Source organism: Chryseobacterium cupriresistens, assembly GCF_046614675.1.
In the GTDB taxonomy this organism is placed as follows: Bacteria; Bacteroidota; Bacteroidia; order Flavobacteriales; family Weeksellaceae; genus Chryseobacterium; species Chryseobacterium cupriresistens.
In genome coordinates this window covers 435,898-453,863 of record NZ_JBKKJT010000003.1, presented here as the reverse complement: position 1 = coordinate 453,863, position 17,966 = coordinate 435,898, and the positions used below count along the sequence as shown (strand labels likewise).

Here is a 17,966-nt window from a genome sequence, read left to right as displayed (position 1 = left end):
AAATCATTTTTTTTGTTGAAATTCTGTTTTACATTTGGTCAGTAATTGTTTGAAAAACAGACATACTTTACACAGAATACTGTCAACAAAAAAAACTAATGTCGTGAAATATTTAAAAAAAATAATACCATTTGCAGTAAGCGTTTTCTTTGTTATTCTCTTCTGCTATGCAGCTATCAGTAAGGTATTGGATTTTGAAAACTTTCAGACTCAGATTTCAGCATCACCATTGTTGAATGGATTCTCGCAATTCCTGCCTTACACGATAATCATTGTTGAATTTCTAATCGCAGGATTATTGTGTTACCCGAAAACCAGAACTACGGGGCTGATAGGAAGTTTGATTTTGATGATTGTTTTCACCGGGTATATCGCTTTACTACTAAGGACAGGTAAAAATCTGCCTTGTTCCTGCGGCGGAATATTGGAGAAAATGAGCTGGAACCAGCATCTGTATTTTAATATGGGCTGCGTCATTCTTTCTGTTATTGCTTTAGTTTTAAATCTAAAATACAGCAGGCCTGCTGACTAAGTATGTTACCGTAATTGCTTACGGATGATTACGACTGAATTTGCTATTAATGTTAACCTTAAAATTAGACAGCCGAAAGCTGTTTAAACAACCGACAATTTTAATGTATTTACCAACCACAATTTGTCCGGGAACACAAAGAATGCGGTATAATGGTACGACAAGTTTTGAAAACTATGGGTACAATGAGTAATTCTTACCGGTTCATCCGTAATTCCCAGGCAGGTTTCTAAAGTTTTTAAGGTAATCTTTTTTGATGTATAAAAAGACCGGAATTATGAAATTCAACCAATTTTTAAAAGTTAATGCGGTAGCGATTGCTGCTGTGATTTTCTCAGGGGCTGTGATGTCCTTCAAAGTGATGGAGAAAAAAGCAGCTACGACGTATTTCTATAACAGCACGGATATTGCCTCCGGAGCATTTGCCAATACCTCGCACTGGCAGACCACCAATGCTTCAGGATGTGAGGTTGAAGGCGAAAGACCTTGTAGTATTGTGGTTCCCGACGGACAGACCCTGAATGATGTATTAGATGGAAAAAGCAATGCGCAGGTTCTATCTTTGAGTTCCAATCGTAAGCCCTAACTACTTTTGGCAATAAATGATGAATAAATTGAAGGCTGGCACTTGCCAGCCTTCTTTCATAGGTTTTATTCTACTGCTTTAGAATTTATCTTGGATTCTGAGGCATTCCGCTTAGCGTTATAATATCTTCCGGAATAGCGATCGCATACCGAAGATCATTCGGAGGCAGCGTGTAAGTTTGTCCGTGAATAGTTCTGGTAAGGGTAATATTCGCGCCATCCCGGTTGTACCTTTTAAGATCTGCCCAGCGAATCCCCCTGAACAAGAGTTCTTTGCATCTTTCTTTTTTAATAATTGTTAAGGCTTCCTGCTTTGAACCGGCTGTAAAAGGAATATAGGTTCCGCTTTTCCATCTTTTAATGAGGAGATTATTAAGCATCATCATAGAACTGGTGATGTCATTGGTTTGAGCATAGGATTCTGCCGCAATCAGGTATAATTCATCCACTGCAACACTAGTCATCTTCCCTGAGGATCCTCCGGTATAATTGCCCTTAAAGGAAACATCGCCATTAGCATTGACTCTGAAATAGGCCGACTTTCTGAGATCATTAGCGTGATAGCTCTGATACAGCGTATCGGTCACCTTAGCTGCCGCAAAGCGCACAGTTGCTGAGATCCGCATCGTTGTCCGCAGCAAAACTTCAGGATTCATATCCTTGATGGGGTACGATTCTGCTACGTTCAGGGTATTAAAATCCATCAGTGTGTCTTTGTAGCTCAATGCCTGCAAGGCATAGGTCAGGGCTTTTTGGTAATCGCCCATAAAGAGATAAGTTCTTGCCAGGTATCCTAAGGCTAAAACCTTGGATGGCCTGCTGGCAGCAACTTGTTTGACCGGCAAAAGATTCACCGCTTCCTGCAGGTCCTTTATGATCTGTTCATACGTCTGTTTCACAGTAGAACGCTGGGAGGGAATATTCATATCCGGATCCAAACGAAGCGGCAGTCCCAGATCTGTTGAAGCCTTATCGCTGCTATAGGAAGGACACCAGATCTGCGCTGCATCCAGGTAGCGTATGGCTCTCATTGCCAATGCCTGTCCTTTTACATTTTCGGCTCCCGGAATGGCATACGTGTCCAGGTTATTGAGAACAACATTAGAAATGTAAATACCTTTGTAAGTATAATACCAATCATTGCCTGCACCCTGACTGGCGGACACATAATCTTTCTGCCAGGTGTACAATCTTTTATCCTCCTGATATTCCATAGCATCAAAATCGGCATCCGACAAATAGAGCTCATCACATGAAGCCAGTCCACTGGATGCAAAATTGATCATCACATCAGAAAGGCGATCCATCAATGCCTGATTATCTTCAAGGCTCACAGGCACGGCAAGTGTCGAATCAGACCTTTCATCCAGAAAGCGGTTACAGCCTGTCAATATCATTAATAAGGATAATAATCCCAATGTTATTTTAAATGACTTTTTCATAATATAAAATGTTAGATAAAAGATTTAGAAATTTGCACGTAATCCGATGGTATAGACAGAAGGTGGTTTTAATCCGTTGCCACCCAGATTAAAATCCGGGTCAATTCCACTTTTATTGGCTTTCCACAATAAACCAAGTTCACTGAGGTTTATAAACAAACTGAGATCTTTGAACATTGTCGATTCAAAAAAATTTTTATTGAAACGATAGTTGAGATTGATGTATTGCAGACGGATATGGTCAGCCTTCTCTACCAGTACGCTCGAACCATTATAAAAAGCATCCCTGTTGGCGTTGCTTTGTAAAGTATTGGACGGAACATCCGTGAATACTTCGTCTCCCTCTTTCTGCCAGCGATCGGCAAAATCACTATGCCCCGTCCAGCTCCTGTATAAATTGGTATAGTTAATAGAGCTCCTTCTGAAGTAGTATCCCAATTTAAATACAATACCGATATCGAGACTAAAATTTTGATAGCCCACAGAGTTGATGAACGATCCATATGCCGTGGGTAAAGCAGAACCAAAAAACACCAGGTCATTGACCGACGTTCCTGCGCCGGTAAGAGCTGCGTAGTCTTTGCTGACTGCGCCATTAAGATAGCCTCTCGGATCTCCCGTTTTGGGATCGAGCCCTGCCCATTGATAAGCGAAGATCGAATACACCGGTCTTCCTTCAATTCCTGAAATGGGTACGGAAGATCCGTTGCCAATAAATTGATTGGCCATCGGATTCAACAGATAGTATTTTGAGATCTTATCATGGTAAATGCTGAAATTAAGAATCGTATTCCATTGAATACCCTTATCAATGTTGAGCGTTTTAAGAACTATATCCATTCCTTTTCCTTTGATCTCTGCGACATTGGAACGCATATAATCGATACCGGTGGTGTAGTCCATCTGCGCAGGACCAAAGAGATTGGTTCCTTTCTTCGTAAAATATTCTACAGAGCCGCTGATCCTGTTGTTCCGGGAAGAAAAGTCGATGCCTATATTGAACATACGTGAAGTTTCCCATCGAAGATTTGGATTGTAATAATTGTCGATACGGGCCATTGGCGTTCCGGTGTAAACTGAGTTATCCAGGTCGTAAGCAATGGTACTTACTGCTACCATTGCAGGATCGATATTCCCATTATACCCGAAAGAACCTCTTAGTTTCAGGGTCGGAAGCCAGGCTATCCTATAGAAATTTTCTTTTGAAATATCCCATAAAGTACCGACCGACCAGAAAGGATTCCACTGGTCATTTGTTTTAAGACCGAACAGGTTGCTGGCGTCCCTGCGGAAACTTGCGGAAACCATATATCTGTTATCGAAGGTATAGGCTGCATTGGCAAAGAGGGAGACAAAACGGGTAGTACGTTTTCCCAGAGACTGGTTTCGCTGTATGAAATCAGTACTGCCTGTGGGAAGCAGCGGGTATTGATGAGCATAATCTACGGCACCGGAAGTCATCCGGTCCTGATCAAATCCATAATAACGGTTATAATTATAGGTTCTGGCCGCATCACGGCTTTCACCTCCTGCTATGGCAGAGATGTTATGCCTTTTCCATTGCCCGGAGTAGCTGAGTTGCCCTCTGATATTGTTAATGGTGGTCAGAGAAGCGGATTGGTCTAAAATACCTCCCTTGGGAACAATGAACGTTATATTGCCGTTATTGATCTGCGCAAAACTATTGACGTAGTTCCTCGCATAGTAACTCTGGGCATTATGCAGGTTGTCAGAATTGTCATTTAAACGTTGATGTTGATATTTAACATCCGCTTCCAGTCCTTTCCATATTTTATAATTGATGCCAGCGTTGACCATTACTTCCGAGGCTTTGGTCTTTACCTGGTCATTCTGCCAGTCCGTTAAAGGATAATAATTCCAGTCATTCAGCTTGCCCTTTTCAAAGCTGTCCTTGTAGTTTTGATTATAATCCTTATTCACGACAAGAGGACGGCCGTTCTCATCTGCCAGCTGCATATAAGGAACAAATGAGTTTCTTCCCATTATAATCCCGCCATAGGCAGTGCGCCCGCTTTTCGTAGTAGTTTCCGTGTAATAAAGGCTGCTGGTGACCGATATTTTATTTACTGGTTTCCATACATTCTGGAAACGCAGGTTCATTCTGTTATAGTCTTCCCCGAGATTGCCGGTGTTATCATCATATCCCAATGCGGTACTCCACAAAAATGCAGGAGCTCCGCCTGTGATGCCTACATAGTATTGTCTTTTCTCCGAAGGCGTGTACATATAGCGGCGAAACTGTTCTCTGGCATCAACGTTCCTGAGCTGCTGGATCTGACGGTCAGCTTCGTCCGAAGAGATCAATCCGTTTTTGGCTTTATTCAACAGATCGACTACCGGTGACAGCACAGGATGAGAGGAAGAATTGATATCACTGTTATAAAAGCCTTTTTGAAATAATCCTTTTTCAACCTCTATGAAATCGGAAGATGATATTGTTTTCAGATATCCAAAATCCGGCTTGGGACTATAGCTTGTATTGAAATTGAATTCCACTTTGACAGGCTGATTGAATTTTCCCGTTTTTGTAGTAATGACAATTACCCCGTTGGCTGCCCTTGCACCCCAGATACTGGCCGCTGAGGCATCCTTCAGTACCGTAATGCTTTCCACCATATTGGGATTGATATTACTGATGTCGCCTTCATAGGGAAAATTATCGACCACGATCAAAGGCGATTTAGGGCCGTTGATGGTGCTGAGTCCTCTGACCATCAGCTGCGGATTTCCGGAACGCCCCCGCTCCAGGAAAACACCTCCTGCAACATTGGCAAGCCTGTCGAGTATATTGGTGCTGACCTGTTGATTGAGCAGTTTATTATCCGTGAATGTAAAGGATCCGGTAGCTCTTTCTTTTGGAATCTTCTGGTAACCTGTGGAAATATTCACTTCCTGAATGTCGTTTACCTTGTGGGAAAGAACGATTCGCAGGGGTGTATCAAGCGGTAATGCAACGGCAAGCGAAATCGATTTGTAGCCGCTGTGCGAAATATTCAGGGTGGCTTTTTCCCCATTTGCAGGAAGTTTGAAAAAGCCATTCTTATCGGTGATTATAACGGTTTTTGAGTTAGAAAGACTGATCATTGCTCCCGAAAGCGGAAGCGAATTCTCTTCAGTGATCACATAACCTGAAACAGTATGCTGTGCCGTGAGTGACAGCGTACAGCACAGCAATAGCGGAATGTATAATTTCTTCATAGTTAAAAATTACAGTTTGAATAATTGTTTAGTTTTTGAAATGAGACAGGAAAATGCTTTTCCTAATTACTATTCTCTTTAGAAAGAGAATAGTAATTATATCAAGGATCTAATCTTTCAATTTGTCTTTGATGATCAGCATATCAAGTTCACGCTCTTCTTCCTGAAGGTCCAGGTCATATTTTGAAAGCGCCCTTCGGATGGAAGATAAATCGGAGATTGCCCCCATTGTAAGGTCTACATTGCCGGTGATTCCCGTATCGTCCACTATGGGTAAGGAAACCGTGGGAATGGCATTCAGGTTATTGACCAATTTATAGAGTGAAGCATTATTTAAATTTGTTTCTGTCATTGAGAATGAAAAACGCGTTGGCCCTCCATTGGTCTGTAGCTTATCGATGGATGATGTTCTTTTTAGTACCAGGCATCTGACCTTTCTTTTTTCGATCGTAGCCTTATAATCTGCATATTCGCTGAGATTTTTCAGCATTAACGGATAGAGCGAATTTGCTCTGGAAAGAGGAACAATGTATTCATAGCTGTAGAGATTGCTGTCTTCTACAGATCCGTCTGCTTTTTTGATATAGTCCAATACTGTAGGGTTTTGAACTTCAATAATTCTTCTTTTCTCACTAAAAGATTCTTTACGCATCTGAAAGATCTCATCGGCAAGCGTGGAAAAGATCTCGAGAAGGGAAAGATTGGTAAACTGTCTTCCATATATTTGGTTACCCGATCTTCTAAAACCGGAGCCAAAGCCCATTCCCCGTATTCTTCCTTTTGCGAAAAGGGAATAATTGATCATTGACAGTCCTTTTTCACGATCAAAGTCTTCGGAAAGCATCAGAGGTCTTTCCCTGCTCATTTGAATAACGGTCTGAAGACCTGCACTTTCTCCACCTAAGACCTTACTGATGGTGTTTTCATTGACCTGGGCACCATCTGTTGTGTTGAGCAGCTTTCCATCTTTGATCCATACAACATAGGGAACGCCCTGATGCGGAAACAAGGGATGAAAGAGCTGGTCTCCAGCCAGGGAAACAACATTATTGAAACGCTGACCGTTTTTGGATGCAAAGAACTTTTCAAGAGTCTGGCGGTCCTGATTGCTTACGGCCAGGATTTTTACTTTGTCCCTGAACTGTTCTTTCAGCTGTTCCATTTTTGGAAACGCTTTCAGGCAGGCACTGCACCAGGTGTTCCAGAAGTCCAGCAGGATGAGTTTGTTCCTGTCTTGGGAAAAATCTAAGGTTTTCTGCGAATGGTTCACCACCTGAAAAGAGGTTGTCCAGAAGCTTTCGGGAAGAGGTTCTCCGACTTTAACAGACTTGTTTTGGGCAAAGGATGCGGTGGCTGCTAAAAGGGTAAAAACAAGGGACAGGATTCCCCTGCAAAAGATATTTTTCATACTTTTGAATAGGTTTTTAATAATTATTAATCACTGATTATGCTCTTTCCTGTGGTCTGCAAACTGAGGGAAAGGGCTTTCTTAGTATATTGGGGTAATTTCTAAGTACTGTTTTCCATTCTCTGATTTTTACTTTTTAAGGTTATTGATTCTTTTGGATTCTTCTTTCCAAGATAAGATGTGCCGCATCCAGCATTTTCGTAAGGTGGATGTAAGGACTGATAAGGCTGCTCTCCTCAGCATTTTTAAATACTCCCATTGAGAAATAGACCGCAATGGCTATATAGTAGTCGAAATCCTTCAAACTGTATTCTTCAAAAGCACTTTGGAAAACCAGGGTTGGGTTTAGGTATTCCTCATCCGAAAGGGAAGCCTGCAGCAGTGGAGAACGTTTCTCGGGATTAATATTCATTTCCCAAGAAGTTTCTTTCATCCTGATTGCATAGCACGCCCGAACAAAAGACCGCAAGGCCTGATGAAAATGGAAGATTGCTGAAGAATCCTCGTTGATCGCCGTTTTCTTTTTCCCGGCGTAGACCATAATCTTGTTGAGCATCTGTTTGGCAGTGACCAGATCGTTAAAATGGAAGAATGATTCAATAAGTTTTATCCCGGAATGTTTCCTGCTGCCTGACCAAAACCGGGCTTCAAAGTCTATCCTTTTATTTTTCAATCGTTTTGTTTGGTTTACTGACCGCATAGGAGGAAGTTTTGGAGATCTTTTATACAAAGCTCCCTGCCCATACAAGCCAAAAATTAATATGAATGAAAATTGCGTCCCGTGAAAGCTTTTAAAGCCGCAATAGGTTGTACACCCCATTGTATCGTACAGTCTGATACTATATCTTAAGAAAGCGGCTTAGGAATGACTGTAGAGAAAAGCGGACTGCATAGAAAATAAAACGGCGTGGAACTCTACATATCCGGTTTGAGGTACTGGTATACCCTGAGACAGATAAGAGAGCCCACGCCTAGGTCGTGAGCAATCTGCTTATCCTCTTGTCTCTTTTAAAAATTACCAGTTTTCAAACCAAGATTCTAAGCAATAGCTTCTATTATTCGTTGAAGTATCGCAAAGTTACATTTCTGTAACCTATTTTACAAATATAATAATATTTTCCTATTGCGCACAGAAAACCGCACTATTTTTTTGTTCTTTCTTTTAATTTGTTCCGATGGACGATGAGAAAGACGTAATTATTAATATTTGCAAATACATTTATTCTAACTGGATTTCAAAAGCGGAATCACAGAGAGATTTTGCGTCAAAATGTGGTATTGAAGAAAGTACAGTAAGAAGAATTAAAAATATTGCATTAGGAACATCGAAGACTGATTACAATATGTCTTTAAAAACTTTGATTAAAATTTGTCAAAAAAAGCAAATGACTTTAGAAGATTTTTTTGGCAATATAGATAGATAAAATCCTGATAATGTCAGGATTTTTATTTATCAATAGTTTTTAATACCATTTAAGTATGCTATTCTCAAAAAATTCATATCATACAAGCGATTAGCCTCTAAAGTTGCTACATATTGATCATGAGTCTTTCCAAAGTTCAAATCTGCCACATATTGTTCCTCATAATACATGTACAAATCTTCTGAACAACATTCCGCTAAATAGTTTTCTTTGATTCCAAAAATTCTATCCCAAGAATCTACTTGTTCTTCATAGCCGGCACAAATCAGGTCTACACTCATATCCACAGGCTCGATATCCTCAGCTAATGCTCTATTAAAAGTAATTTCAACTTCAATTCTTGGATAAGGTGTAATCTTACTAAATGGAAAAAAAGCTCGTTTTCTAGTTTTAGAAACGATCTCATTATTGCGTTTTATTACTTCAAAAATGGTATTTTCTGCTAATTTGTATTTACTGTTACAAATATCACAAATCGGTAATAGATTGTTTGTATTTATGGACGTAAATGGAAAATGGTTTCGAGGTAAATAATGGTCTAATGCACTTCTTTTAGAATGGAACTTAATTAAAACTTTATTTATTCCACAGCATCTACAAGTCCTCGATTTTCCAACAAGATTTTTATAATAATCTTCAATCTTTCCATATTTACGATAAAATACCGCTTTATTCACAGCTTTATCATAAAGTTTATCAAAAAAAATTTTGATTTGTTTACTTAATTCCTCACTTATTAATTCAATATCAGTATATTCCAACGGAGTCAAGTCACCGTTGCACAATAGTCTGATTTTATTATTCTGATGTACTCCTCGTTTTAATATTTTTAAATGCTTTTTTGAAAGTGTTTTACAAATTGAAAAACATTCAGTAATTGGATTTAATAAATATTCATTATTAACTTCATCTATTAAGGGCTTGTATTTTGGAAGAACTAATGATGAATCAAATACAGCTTGGGTAATGTAAGGAGCACGGAATACAATGTCTAAAAATAAGTGATTCACAAAAGATTGAATTTTATGAAACTTAGAATTGCTATGTCTGTATGGTCTTATCATCTTTTCTTAATTATATCCGTCATTTCTTTTATTAATAAAACTTTCTCTATTGAATCTCCTAGCTCAGAATTTAACTCTTCAATTAATCCTTCTACATTATCAGTTTGTAAAAACCTTTCTCTATATGCATTCAACTTTTTAAGTGAGTATTCTCCAATAGTATTCTTTCGCTTAAAGATCTTATTAGTTAAAATATTAACAGATGTTCCGAATGTGTCTATATCCAAATCTTGAGCGTTTTGCGGTTGATTACCTTTATCAAATACTATTACCTTATCAGGAAAGCAATCCGAAATAATAAATGGAGAATGCGAAGTGATCAGGATATCACGCATTAGATGATTTGTACCGCTTTTGTTTAAGCAATCTTTCAATAAACTTATAAATTCCGAACGCCATTCTGGATTAAAGTGTGTTTCAGGCTCATCTAATAACATCAGTGTGCTTTTATCCCCTAATAACAAGCATATCCCCATTGTATGCAAAAACTGATGTTCACCATCAGAAAACGCTTTTAAAAGCATTTTGTCATACGAGTTTTTCTTTTTCAATCGAAATAGATTGAAATGAAAAATATGTTCACGCTCTTTGAATGCTGGTATTTTATACATTGCATATAAACTATTAGAATTGTACACTTCTTTTTTAAGCTCTTTATCAACTACTCTCTGATTGAGTAATGTAAGAACTTGAAAAGCTTTGAACAACTGCAATGGAGACTTGAAATGTTCTTTGAATGCAGATTTTAAAACACTTTTTCTTGTTTGCTTATTTTCATCAAAGTAAAAATCCAGCACTTCATATTCATATCCTCTTTCGTCATCAACGGGTTGAGTAAATTTTACAGTAGCACACCTACGTAACTTATCCAATGTTTCTTCAACCAATGGCAATAGATATCCCAAATCTGATTCTTCTCGGTCATAGTATAACTTATGGTTGTTTATCACCAAACGGAAACTATGTAGCTTGTCAATATTTAACTGCTCCTTAATGGGTTCCATTGTATCATCATTTTGTAAAAGGAAGTTGGCCAAAAGAATAGCCTGGCTCATATGATAATCCATATAAACTAAACTACTTTCGGGTTTTTCTTCTACCTTATAATCCAAGACAAGCTTCTCCCTATTGCGTAAATGATAGATATATTCATCCAATTGTAATAGTCTAGATTTTATAAATGGGAGGCTCAATATTTCATTTTCGCCTGATGAATATCCGATAACTAATTCTGGTAAATAGCTTCGGATTGAACCAGAAATATCTATAAATTCAGGTTCACCAGATTGGTCTAATGCCTTTACTTTTATTTGAGGAATTTTATCTTTCTCTTTTCTAATAATTACATTATGATAATTCTCTACCTCTTTATCCGCTTCACGGGGAATAATAAAATATTCCAATTCATAGGCAATAGGATCAGACTCTTCTTTTTTAAAATCATTTTTCAAAAATTCCGATGTTTCCGGATCCAATGTGCAACATTCCAAGTGATAGAAAATATTTGATAATGCTTCTAAAACGTTTGATTTTCCACTTCCGTTTAGTCCAGCAAAACAATAAGGATGAAAGTTCATCCAGTCTTCATTGGGCTCATCATCTCTAAAGATAACGGTAAAATCTTCCCTACCTTGATTTGTTTTTACTTCATCAAGACTTCTGAACTTTTCTAATATGGTTAATCGGACTAATTTCATTTTACCTGTAATTTCACTTTATTATCAGTTCCAAAAATTTGAATGATTTCTTCTTCATCCATTAGCTCGAACAAGATTTTTCTTGTTTCCGTAAAGTCTTTAAATTCGTCAAAATTTTGTTGTTCAAATAAATTTATTAAATACTGCAGCCTTTGTTTATTACCTTTCAAATCCTGAACAGTAAACTTCTTAATCAAATCCTTAAAAATAGGTTCTTCATCTATCTCGACATCAGGTTTAAAAGCATTTTGAAGAATTACCTGAAACAATTGTTGTAATATTTCTAATGATTGCTCTACTTTATTCTTTACATCCTGAATCGATTCATAAATTTGACTAAACCGATTTTGCAAATTAAGATCTTTAGGAACAGGAATTTCTATATTTCTTAATTTCTCCAATGTAATTTCTTTGAAAGTTGAGCCTTTTACATACTTATTAATAAGAAATTGAAATCCTTCGCTTTGTAAAGTGACAAATAGATAATTAGGGTTGATAACTATTTTGTTAGGACGAATTCTTGCTGTTCCTTGGGTTAAATTCGCACCATCTAGCTCTTTAGGTATAATTGCACACTGCCCAACAGTTGCTCTTATACTGACAATTATATCTCCCTCAATACACTTTGACCTATCGTGTTTTTTCGCAATTTCAGGTGTTGTACGCAGTAAGTTTTTGCTTACAATTTTTCCATTTTTAATATCTCCCGTTCTAATATATGGTATACCATCATCAATGTGAGGCCCTGCCTGAACAATTCCATATGTAATTATTTTATCTTTTGGAGTAACTTGGGATAGCTTTTTTCGAGGAAACCCTTTCTGATTATTTACAGGATTTCCAAACATTTTGAAATATATAGATTGGATTAAATTTTCCAATACATTAATTGTTTTTATCTTATCATTAATATATGTCTGAACACTATCTAATTGAGAAACAACTTTCCTCTGGAATTCTAGATCATTAGGATAACTTATATCTATTTTTCTTAGATTAGTATTGTTTAATATAGGAACTGTTACCCTATTAGCCTTAAAACTTAGGTATTGTTTATTTCTAATAATCCAATAGTAGAAAAACTTAGGGAGAATAAGATTTTCTTTTACTCGAACACCTGTTATTTGTTGGTTGCTGGAAGCTGCTTTTTTTATTATTGCTGTTTTACCAATATCCCCAATACAACTTATTAGTACAGTGTCCTCTTTGTACAAAAAAGCTTGATTATCTAAAAGTGCTAAATCTGATATTTTAGTGATAGTATCTGAAATATATTGTTGTCCCTGCAAATCTGTAGGGGTAACCCACATCACATCACCTTCATAATATAGAGGCTCTTTAGTGCTGGGAGTTTTTCCTGTTTGGGCAGTTTCTATGATTTCGCTTATTGTTGTATTTACATATTCCATTACAACTCCTTTTCTAATTGTTTTAAAGAATTAAACAATTCTTCCTCAATCTTTAAAACTTGTTTCAGCAACTTTGTAGGCTCTTCATATTTAGTCTCGTCAAAAACAAACTCTTTGTACAAATTGTAATTTAATTCAAATCCATTCTGCTCAATTTCACTTACAGGCACATAAAAATGTTTCTGCTTACGGTCTTTCTGTGGATTAGTTTTTTCGTTTCTGGTCTTGTATTGTTTAACAGTTTCCGGCAGCGGAAAATCATTCTTTATTTTTTTTCGGCTATTGTCTAAGGTATAACCATCTGATTCCATTCCGTAAAACCAAACTTTTTTAGTATGGTAGTTGTTCGAACCAAACTGTTTTTTAGTAAATAAAAGTATAGAGGTTTTTACTCCCGTATAAGGGTTAAATACTCCGCTAGGTAATGATACTATAGCTTCTAAGTCGCAATCTTTTAGTAATATTTCCCGAGCAGTTTTGTATGCTTTTCCAGAATTAAACAGCACTCCTTCAGGAATAATTACCGCAGCTCTTCCATTTTTCTTTAGCATATATACAATACGCTCTAAAAATAAAAGTTCTGTTTGTAGCGATTGCGTTTTCCCTTCTTTTATTTCATAAATTCGATTCAAATTTTTGCTAATAGATTTACTATTGACTTTAGCAGCAAAAGGTGGATTAGCCAAAATATAGGTGTATTCTTCTCTACCCCAAAAGCTGTTTTCTGCATTTTGTATTTCTTTAGAGTTAGTTGTTTTTATCTCTGTTTTAATTTTTCTACTAGTTAAATTTTCAACAGTTATTTCATTTTCAAATTTCTTTCTAAAGAAATCTTCATATTCAGCGGAGAGAGTATTCAAATTAATAATATGAGGTTTTTCGATACCGTGCATCATCATGTTCATCATTCCAATCCTAACCATTGTAGCATCAATATCAAAGCCATAAAATGTATTCTCTGTTAATTGTTTTTTCTTCTTTGCAATTAGTTTTTTACCATCAAGTCCTTTTTCAAGCTGATTCTCCTCATCAAGAATAATCTTTTTACTATTTTCTTTTAGAATATATTGATACGCACCAACCAGAAATCCAGAACTACCACTGGTTACATCACAGATTTTGATATCTTCATCATTAATATTCGGAGCAACCAGTTCACACATCATTTGAATAATATGTCTGGGTGTTCTGAATTGACCATTTTTGCCTGCTTCATTGGTTGCACGTAAGAGATATTCATAGACATCTCCTAATAAATCTTGGAAATGTTGATGTTGCTTTTCTTCTTCTTCAACTAAATAAAAAATCTCGTCAATTATTCTCACCACTTCTTCTAATAGAGAGGGAGTATTTATACCAAATCGGGCATTTTTCATCTCAATAGCAAAAGGTTCATCCTCTTTAGATAAGTCATTTTGAATAAATCTAAATACATTATCCACTTTAGACTTTAGCTCAGATCCCTCTAAATTGTTATAGCTACTCCATTTATATTCGTCTTTGACTTTCGGATGAAATTTCTCTAAACGTTTCATAAATATCAAATATGATATATTATCAATCGCAGTTATAGGGTTGGATAATCCTCCTGCCCATAGTCTGTCCCAAAGTAATTGAACTTTATTTTTTATTTCTTGTGATAACATTTATCTTTTCTTTAACAGTAAAATTGTTTCAACAAAACAACATATGCAAATATACTTTATTATTGAAAGTAGTAATCTTATTTGTAAATTGAAAATAAGGTTTTCTGCGTGATTAAGGGGAAATTATTTAACATTATTATACTTTGAAAAATAATTGTTATAATTGTTATAATTGTTATAATTGTTATAATTGTTATAATTGTTATAATTGTTATAATTGTTATAATTGTTATTATCGTTTAAAAAATATTCCGTAATAATACTTAATATAAATTATAGTGTTTTATCGAATTTTACATTATGATATAAATGTTTTACAATTACGGTTTTCCATATTTTTTTATAAATTCAATGTTGTATTTTAGGCATATTTCTTTTAAACATCTTTAATTCAATTAAATTTAAAATTGTAGGTAGCAATTTATTGGAAATATTTAAAAGACAAACTAAAAAAACTATATAAAATAATAAATATTAATGAAACCACATTGGGCTAAACAAGAAGTGTACGATTACTTTGATTCATTTTTAGAGCAAAGTATTTTAAATAACGATAGTTATATAACTGATAATAAAGGCGTTTTTTCAATTGAAAATTTAAATAACTGCGTATCTGCTTTTGTTGATAATCCCGATACAAGTAATAGAAATTTTGACGAAAAATCAAAAGACCAGTTTGCAAATACTTCTAAAGAAACAAAAGAAGTTTTTGCTCATTTCATTTGGTTATGGGGCTTGCCTACTTCAGATATGAGAGTTTGGGGTAAAGAAAGTGCTGTGATCCGATTTTTAGGAGATGAATATAATGATTTAATATCCGACGTATTTGTTGATGGTGGAATTGGTTCAGCTGGACAACGGCATAAACTGAATAAGCCTTTTGAGATTTCATATTTGCTTTTATTATTTAGAGATATAAAAATCAATTTATTATCTAATGGAATAAATGATATTCAATCTTTAAAGGAATATATTGAATCCCTTTGTAAAGAACTATATTATAACAATGATGAAACAGGATTAACAACAGATGAAAAACTAAAAAAGGTAAGTAAAGAATTTCTTGCTTTGCATCATATAATATTGCATTTGTGTAATCCGGATAAATATGAAGCCATCGCAGCCCAAAAACATAAAGATGCTATCATTAATACTTTTTTCAGTTTACTTGACAAAGAAAATACAGATGGCTTATGGGACGATATTGATGAAAGTATCTTGGCAATTAGAAAAAAGCTAGATGATGTTTTTGGGTATGAGATTACTTTTTATGATGATGAAATACAAGATGCGTGGAACTTTGGAGAAAGTAAAAATGATATTTCCGAAGTTACCCTATTCGAATATAAAAAAGCAATTATTTTTTATGGACCTCCGGGGACGTCAAAAACTCATTCAGCTACTCGCTTAGCAGAATTACTAATTACAAAACAGTACTTCAGAAATAAACAAAACATCATGGAATATTTTGAAAATTCAGATGAGATTTTTGAAAAACACATACATCGCTTACAGTTACACAGTAATTACAATTACGAAGATTTTATTGTAGGGTTGCATATTGAAGATAGTAAGAGTATAGCAAAACCTGGTTATTTGCTGAATCTGATTGATAAAGTCCGAGAAGATAAATTACCTCATATTTTGATATTAGATGAAATAAACAGAACGGATATATCCAGACTCTTTGGCGAATTATTCTCTGCGTTAGAGTACCGAGATAAAAAAATTAAACTATCAGTAGGAGACTTTGAAATCGCTCTACCAGAAAATCTATATTTCATTGGAACAATGAATGAAATTGATTTTTCATTAGAAAGAATAGATTTTGCTTTACGAAGAAGGTTCTTATGGCAATTTAAGGGATTTGACAGAAATTTATTATGGAAAATAATCAATGAGAAAAGACACTCATTAAAAATCAGTATTAACGACACAGAAATAGAAACATTCATAAATAAATGTGAGCAACTAAACAATGAAATTTCTCAAATTCCTGAATTGGGAGAAAATTATCAGATAGGGCACACGTTTTTTGCGGAGATAGTCGATATATTCAATTCATTCAGAAATATTCATTCAGGAAGACGTTATTTCCTAAATCAACCTGTTAACATTTTATGGGAAGTGAGCATTAAGCCAATATTACAGGCATTTTTAGGAAATATGGATGCTGATTCAAAGAGCCAAAAGATAAACCAATTGCAAAGAATATTCATCAATGCTTAACGATTACATCCATATTGAAGCTTTTGATTGCTTACCTTTTTCAATGGAAAAAGTATCTGCTGATGTTTTACAAGCATTTATCAGTTCCCAAAGTGAAAGTGTATTTTGGTTTTCAAAGGAGTATTGTATTGATGAAGATTCAAAATTAGCTGAATACGACTATAAAAATCATTGCTGGATAGCTGGAAGATTCGTGGGGGAAGCTATTTTCTCTTTTCAAAATCAGGACTATAAAATCACGATCAAACCCCGATTTGGAGAAAAAATGCTTTTTAGGATGTTAGAGGAAATCTTCAATATTCGTATCACCTCTTCCATAAGTCAGGCAAATAAAAACAATTGGCAGCACTATATCAAACGTATAATTGCTTTTATTTGGTTACAAAAATTAGCAAATGCCAATTTACACGGATTGCCTAAGGTTCACATAAAAAAGGAGCATAGAGGACAAATAATAAGAGGCAGATTAGATGTAAGAAAGTCTATTAAGCCATATTATCAAAGTAATGAAATTGTTTCAGCATATAGAGAACGGCAAATTGATAAAACAATTGCACAAATTATTTTTCAAGCGTACAATGTCCTTAAAACAGAATTTGCAATTGGTCAAATAAATATTCCTGATTCTGCTCTAGAGGCACTTAACCAAGTGCGTAGTACAATACAAAGCAAAAAACATATAAGCTATGATGATTACAGAAAAATAAGTTATAAAGAGATTTATCTAGGTTGGAAACCTATTGTGGATCTATCTTGGGACATTATCCAACGGAAACAAATCAGCCTGAAGCAAGACAAAAACAAAAAAGGATTTGGCTTCTTTATAGATATGGCAGAAGTCTGGGAACAATATTTAAAAGCTATTTTAAAAAGAAATCTATCCAAAATTGGTTGGCAATGTATAAATGAAAAACAGATAGCTTATCCGAATCATTTTTACAAACGAGAATTAATACCTGATCTTGTGTTTCAAAAAGGAGATGAAATTGCTATTTGGGATGCAAAATATAAAAAGATGCTAGGCAGACGTTTTGATGTTGATCGTTCCGATTTTTTTCAAATACACACCTATATCCAGAACTTCCTAAATCATAAATTTGTTAAAGTTGGTGGGTTATTATATCCAATTTCTAACCGACCAGATTTTAATAATTACAAAAGCCCGTATTTAATTAACGAACGTGGTGCTAAAGTTAATTTTATTATTGACGGTATTGAATTGACAGAAGAAATCGAAATCGAAAATCCGATTGATAAGGAACAGGAATTTATCAATCGAATCGTGAATGTGATTACAGTATAGTCTATATA

The 17,966-nt window shown here is 35.4% G+C and carries 13 protein-coding genes; 5 read left to right on the top strand and 8 right to left on the bottom strand.

Going from position 1 to position 17,966, the window contains the following annotated elements; translation table 11 throughout:
- Positions 1-103: 103 nt before the first annotated feature.
- Both ACLI50_RS10950 and ACLI50_RS10945 read left to right on the top strand, forming a co-directional pair.
- The gene (locus ACLI50_RS10950) at positions 104-532 is read left to right on the top strand and encodes a MauE/DoxX family redox-associated membrane protein (protein WP_411413755.1); all 429 of its coding nucleotides are present in this window, start codon (positions 104-106) and stop codon (positions 530-532) included.
- Between the two features lie 277 nt (positions 533-809).
- Entirely contained in the window at positions 810-1,118 is a 309-nt protein-coding gene (locus tag ACLI50_RS10945; protein WP_411413754.1) for a hypothetical protein, read from the top strand.
- A gap of 85 nt (positions 1,119-1,203) precedes the next feature.
- On the opposite strand, the gene ACLI50_RS10940 is transcribed toward ACLI50_RS10945, so the two are convergent.
- From ACLI50_RS10940 to ACLI50_RS10925, 4 genes are all read right to left on the bottom strand, one after another.
- Positions 1,204-2,559, bottom strand: a complete 1,356-nt coding sequence (locus tag ACLI50_RS10940; protein WP_411413753.1) for a RagB/SusD family nutrient uptake outer membrane protein — start codon at positions 2,557-2,559, stop codon at positions 1,204-1,206.
- Positions 2,560-2,583: 24 nt separating this feature from the next.
- Positions 2,584-5,778 carry a SusC/RagA family TonB-linked outer membrane protein gene (locus ACLI50_RS10935; protein ID WP_411413752.1) on the bottom strand — a complete coding sequence of 1,065 codons (3,195 nt, stop codon included), beginning with the start codon at positions 5,776-5,778 and terminating at the stop codon, positions 2,584-2,586.
- Between the two features lie 109 nt (positions 5,779-5,887).
- Entirely contained in the window at positions 5,888-7,186 is a 1,299-nt protein-coding gene (locus ACLI50_RS10930) for a TlpA family protein disulfide reductase (RefSeq protein ID WP_411413751.1), read from the bottom strand.
- A gap of 142 nt (positions 7,187-7,328) precedes the next feature.
- Entirely contained in the window at positions 7,329-7,886 is a 558-nt protein-coding gene (locus ACLI50_RS10925; RefSeq protein WP_411413750.1) for a hypothetical protein, read from the bottom strand.
- Between the two features lie 475 nt (positions 7,887-8,361).
- Here ACLI50_RS10925 and ACLI50_RS10920 point away from each other — a divergent pair, with 475 nt between their 5' ends.
- Positions 8,362-8,610 (top strand): transcriptional regulator, encoded by a 249-nt coding sequence (locus ACLI50_RS10920; RefSeq protein ID WP_411413749.1) that lies wholly within the window; start codon positions 8,362-8,364, stop codon positions 8,608-8,610.
- A gap of 29 nt (positions 8,611-8,639) precedes the next feature.
- Here the strand turns inward: ACLI50_RS10920 and ACLI50_RS10915 are convergent, their stop codons facing one another.
- The 4 genes from ACLI50_RS10915 to ACLI50_RS10900 are packed head-to-tail and all read right to left on the bottom strand — an operon-like array spanning position 8,640 to position 14,426.
- Complete coding sequence (locus tag ACLI50_RS10915; protein WP_411413748.1) at positions 8,640-9,620, bottom strand: hypothetical protein; 981 nt, start codon at positions 9,618-9,620, stop codon at positions 8,640-8,642.
- A gap of 50 nt (positions 9,621-9,670) precedes the next feature.
- On the bottom strand, positions 9,671-11,371 hold the full coding sequence (locus tag ACLI50_RS10910) for a restriction system-associated AAA family ATPase (RefSeq protein WP_411413747.1): 1,701 nt from the start codon (positions 11,369-11,371) through the stop codon (positions 9,671-9,673).
- A complete protein-coding gene (locus ACLI50_RS10905) occupies positions 11,368-12,780 on the bottom strand; it encodes a restriction endonuclease subunit S (protein ID WP_411413746.1) in 1,413 nt (470 codons plus the stop codon). The genes ACLI50_RS10910 and ACLI50_RS10905 overlap by 4 nt, the downstream gene beginning before the upstream one ends.
- Positions 12,780-14,426 carry a class I SAM-dependent DNA methyltransferase gene (locus ACLI50_RS10900; protein ID WP_411413745.1) on the bottom strand — a complete coding sequence of 549 codons (1,647 nt, stop codon included), beginning with the start codon at positions 14,424-14,426 and terminating at the stop codon, positions 12,780-12,782. Before ACLI50_RS10900 ends, ACLI50_RS10905 begins: the two co-directional genes overlap by 1 nt.
- 477 nt (positions 14,427-14,903) lie before the next feature.
- On the opposite strand from ACLI50_RS10900, the gene ACLI50_RS10895 reads away from it, so the two are divergent.
- Positions 14,904-16,655, top strand: a complete 1,752-nt coding sequence (locus ACLI50_RS10895) for an AAA family ATPase (RefSeq protein WP_411413744.1) — start codon at positions 14,904-14,906, stop codon at positions 16,653-16,655.
- A complete protein-coding gene (locus tag ACLI50_RS10890; RefSeq protein ID WP_411413743.1) occupies positions 16,648-17,958 on the top strand; it encodes a 5-methylcytosine restriction system specificity protein McrC in 1,311 nt (436 codons plus the stop codon). The genes ACLI50_RS10895 and ACLI50_RS10890 overlap by 8 nt, the downstream gene beginning before the upstream one ends.
- Positions 17,959-17,966: the final 8 nt, after the last annotated feature.

Bases quoted from the DNA above. Each gene is read 5' to 3' on its own strand.
- ACLI50_RS10895 (WP_411413744.1), top strand. From the start codon at position 14,904: ATGAAACCACATTGGGCTAAACAAGAAGTGTACGATTACTTTGATTCA.
- ACLI50_RS10890 (WP_411413743.1), top strand. From the start codon at position 16,648: ATGCTTAACGATTACATCCATATTGAAGCTTTTGATTGCTTACCTTTT.
- ACLI50_RS10905 (WP_411413746.1), bottom strand. From the start codon at position 12,780: ATGGAATATGTAAATACAACAATAAGCGAAATCATAGAAACTGCCCAA.
- ACLI50_RS10935 (WP_411413752.1), bottom strand. From the start codon at position 5,778: ATGAAGAAATTATACATTCCGCTATTGCTGTGCTGTACGCTGTCACTC.
- ACLI50_RS10945 (WP_411413754.1), top strand. From the start codon at position 810: ATGAAATTCAACCAATTTTTAAAAGTTAATGCGGTAGCGATTGCTGCT.
- ACLI50_RS10920 (WP_411413749.1), top strand. From the start codon at position 8,362: ATGGACGATGAGAAAGACGTAATTATTAATATTTGCAAATACATTTAT.
- ACLI50_RS10925 (WP_411413750.1), bottom strand. From the start codon at position 7,886: ATGCGGTCAGTAAACCAAACAAAACGATTGAAAAATAAAAGGATAGAC.
- ACLI50_RS10910 (WP_411413747.1), bottom strand. From the start codon at position 11,371: ATGAAATTAGTCCGATTAACCATATTAGAAAAGTTCAGAAGTCTTGAT.
- ACLI50_RS10930 (WP_411413751.1), bottom strand. From the start codon at position 7,186: ATGAAAAATATCTTTTGCAGGGGAATCCTGTCCCTTGTTTTTACCCTT.
- ACLI50_RS10940 (WP_411413753.1), bottom strand. From the start codon at position 2,559: ATGAAAAAGTCATTTAAAATAACATTGGGATTATTATCCTTATTAATG.
- ACLI50_RS10900 (WP_411413745.1), bottom strand. From the start codon at position 14,426: ATGTTATCACAAGAAATAAAAAATAAAGTTCAATTACTTTGGGACAGA.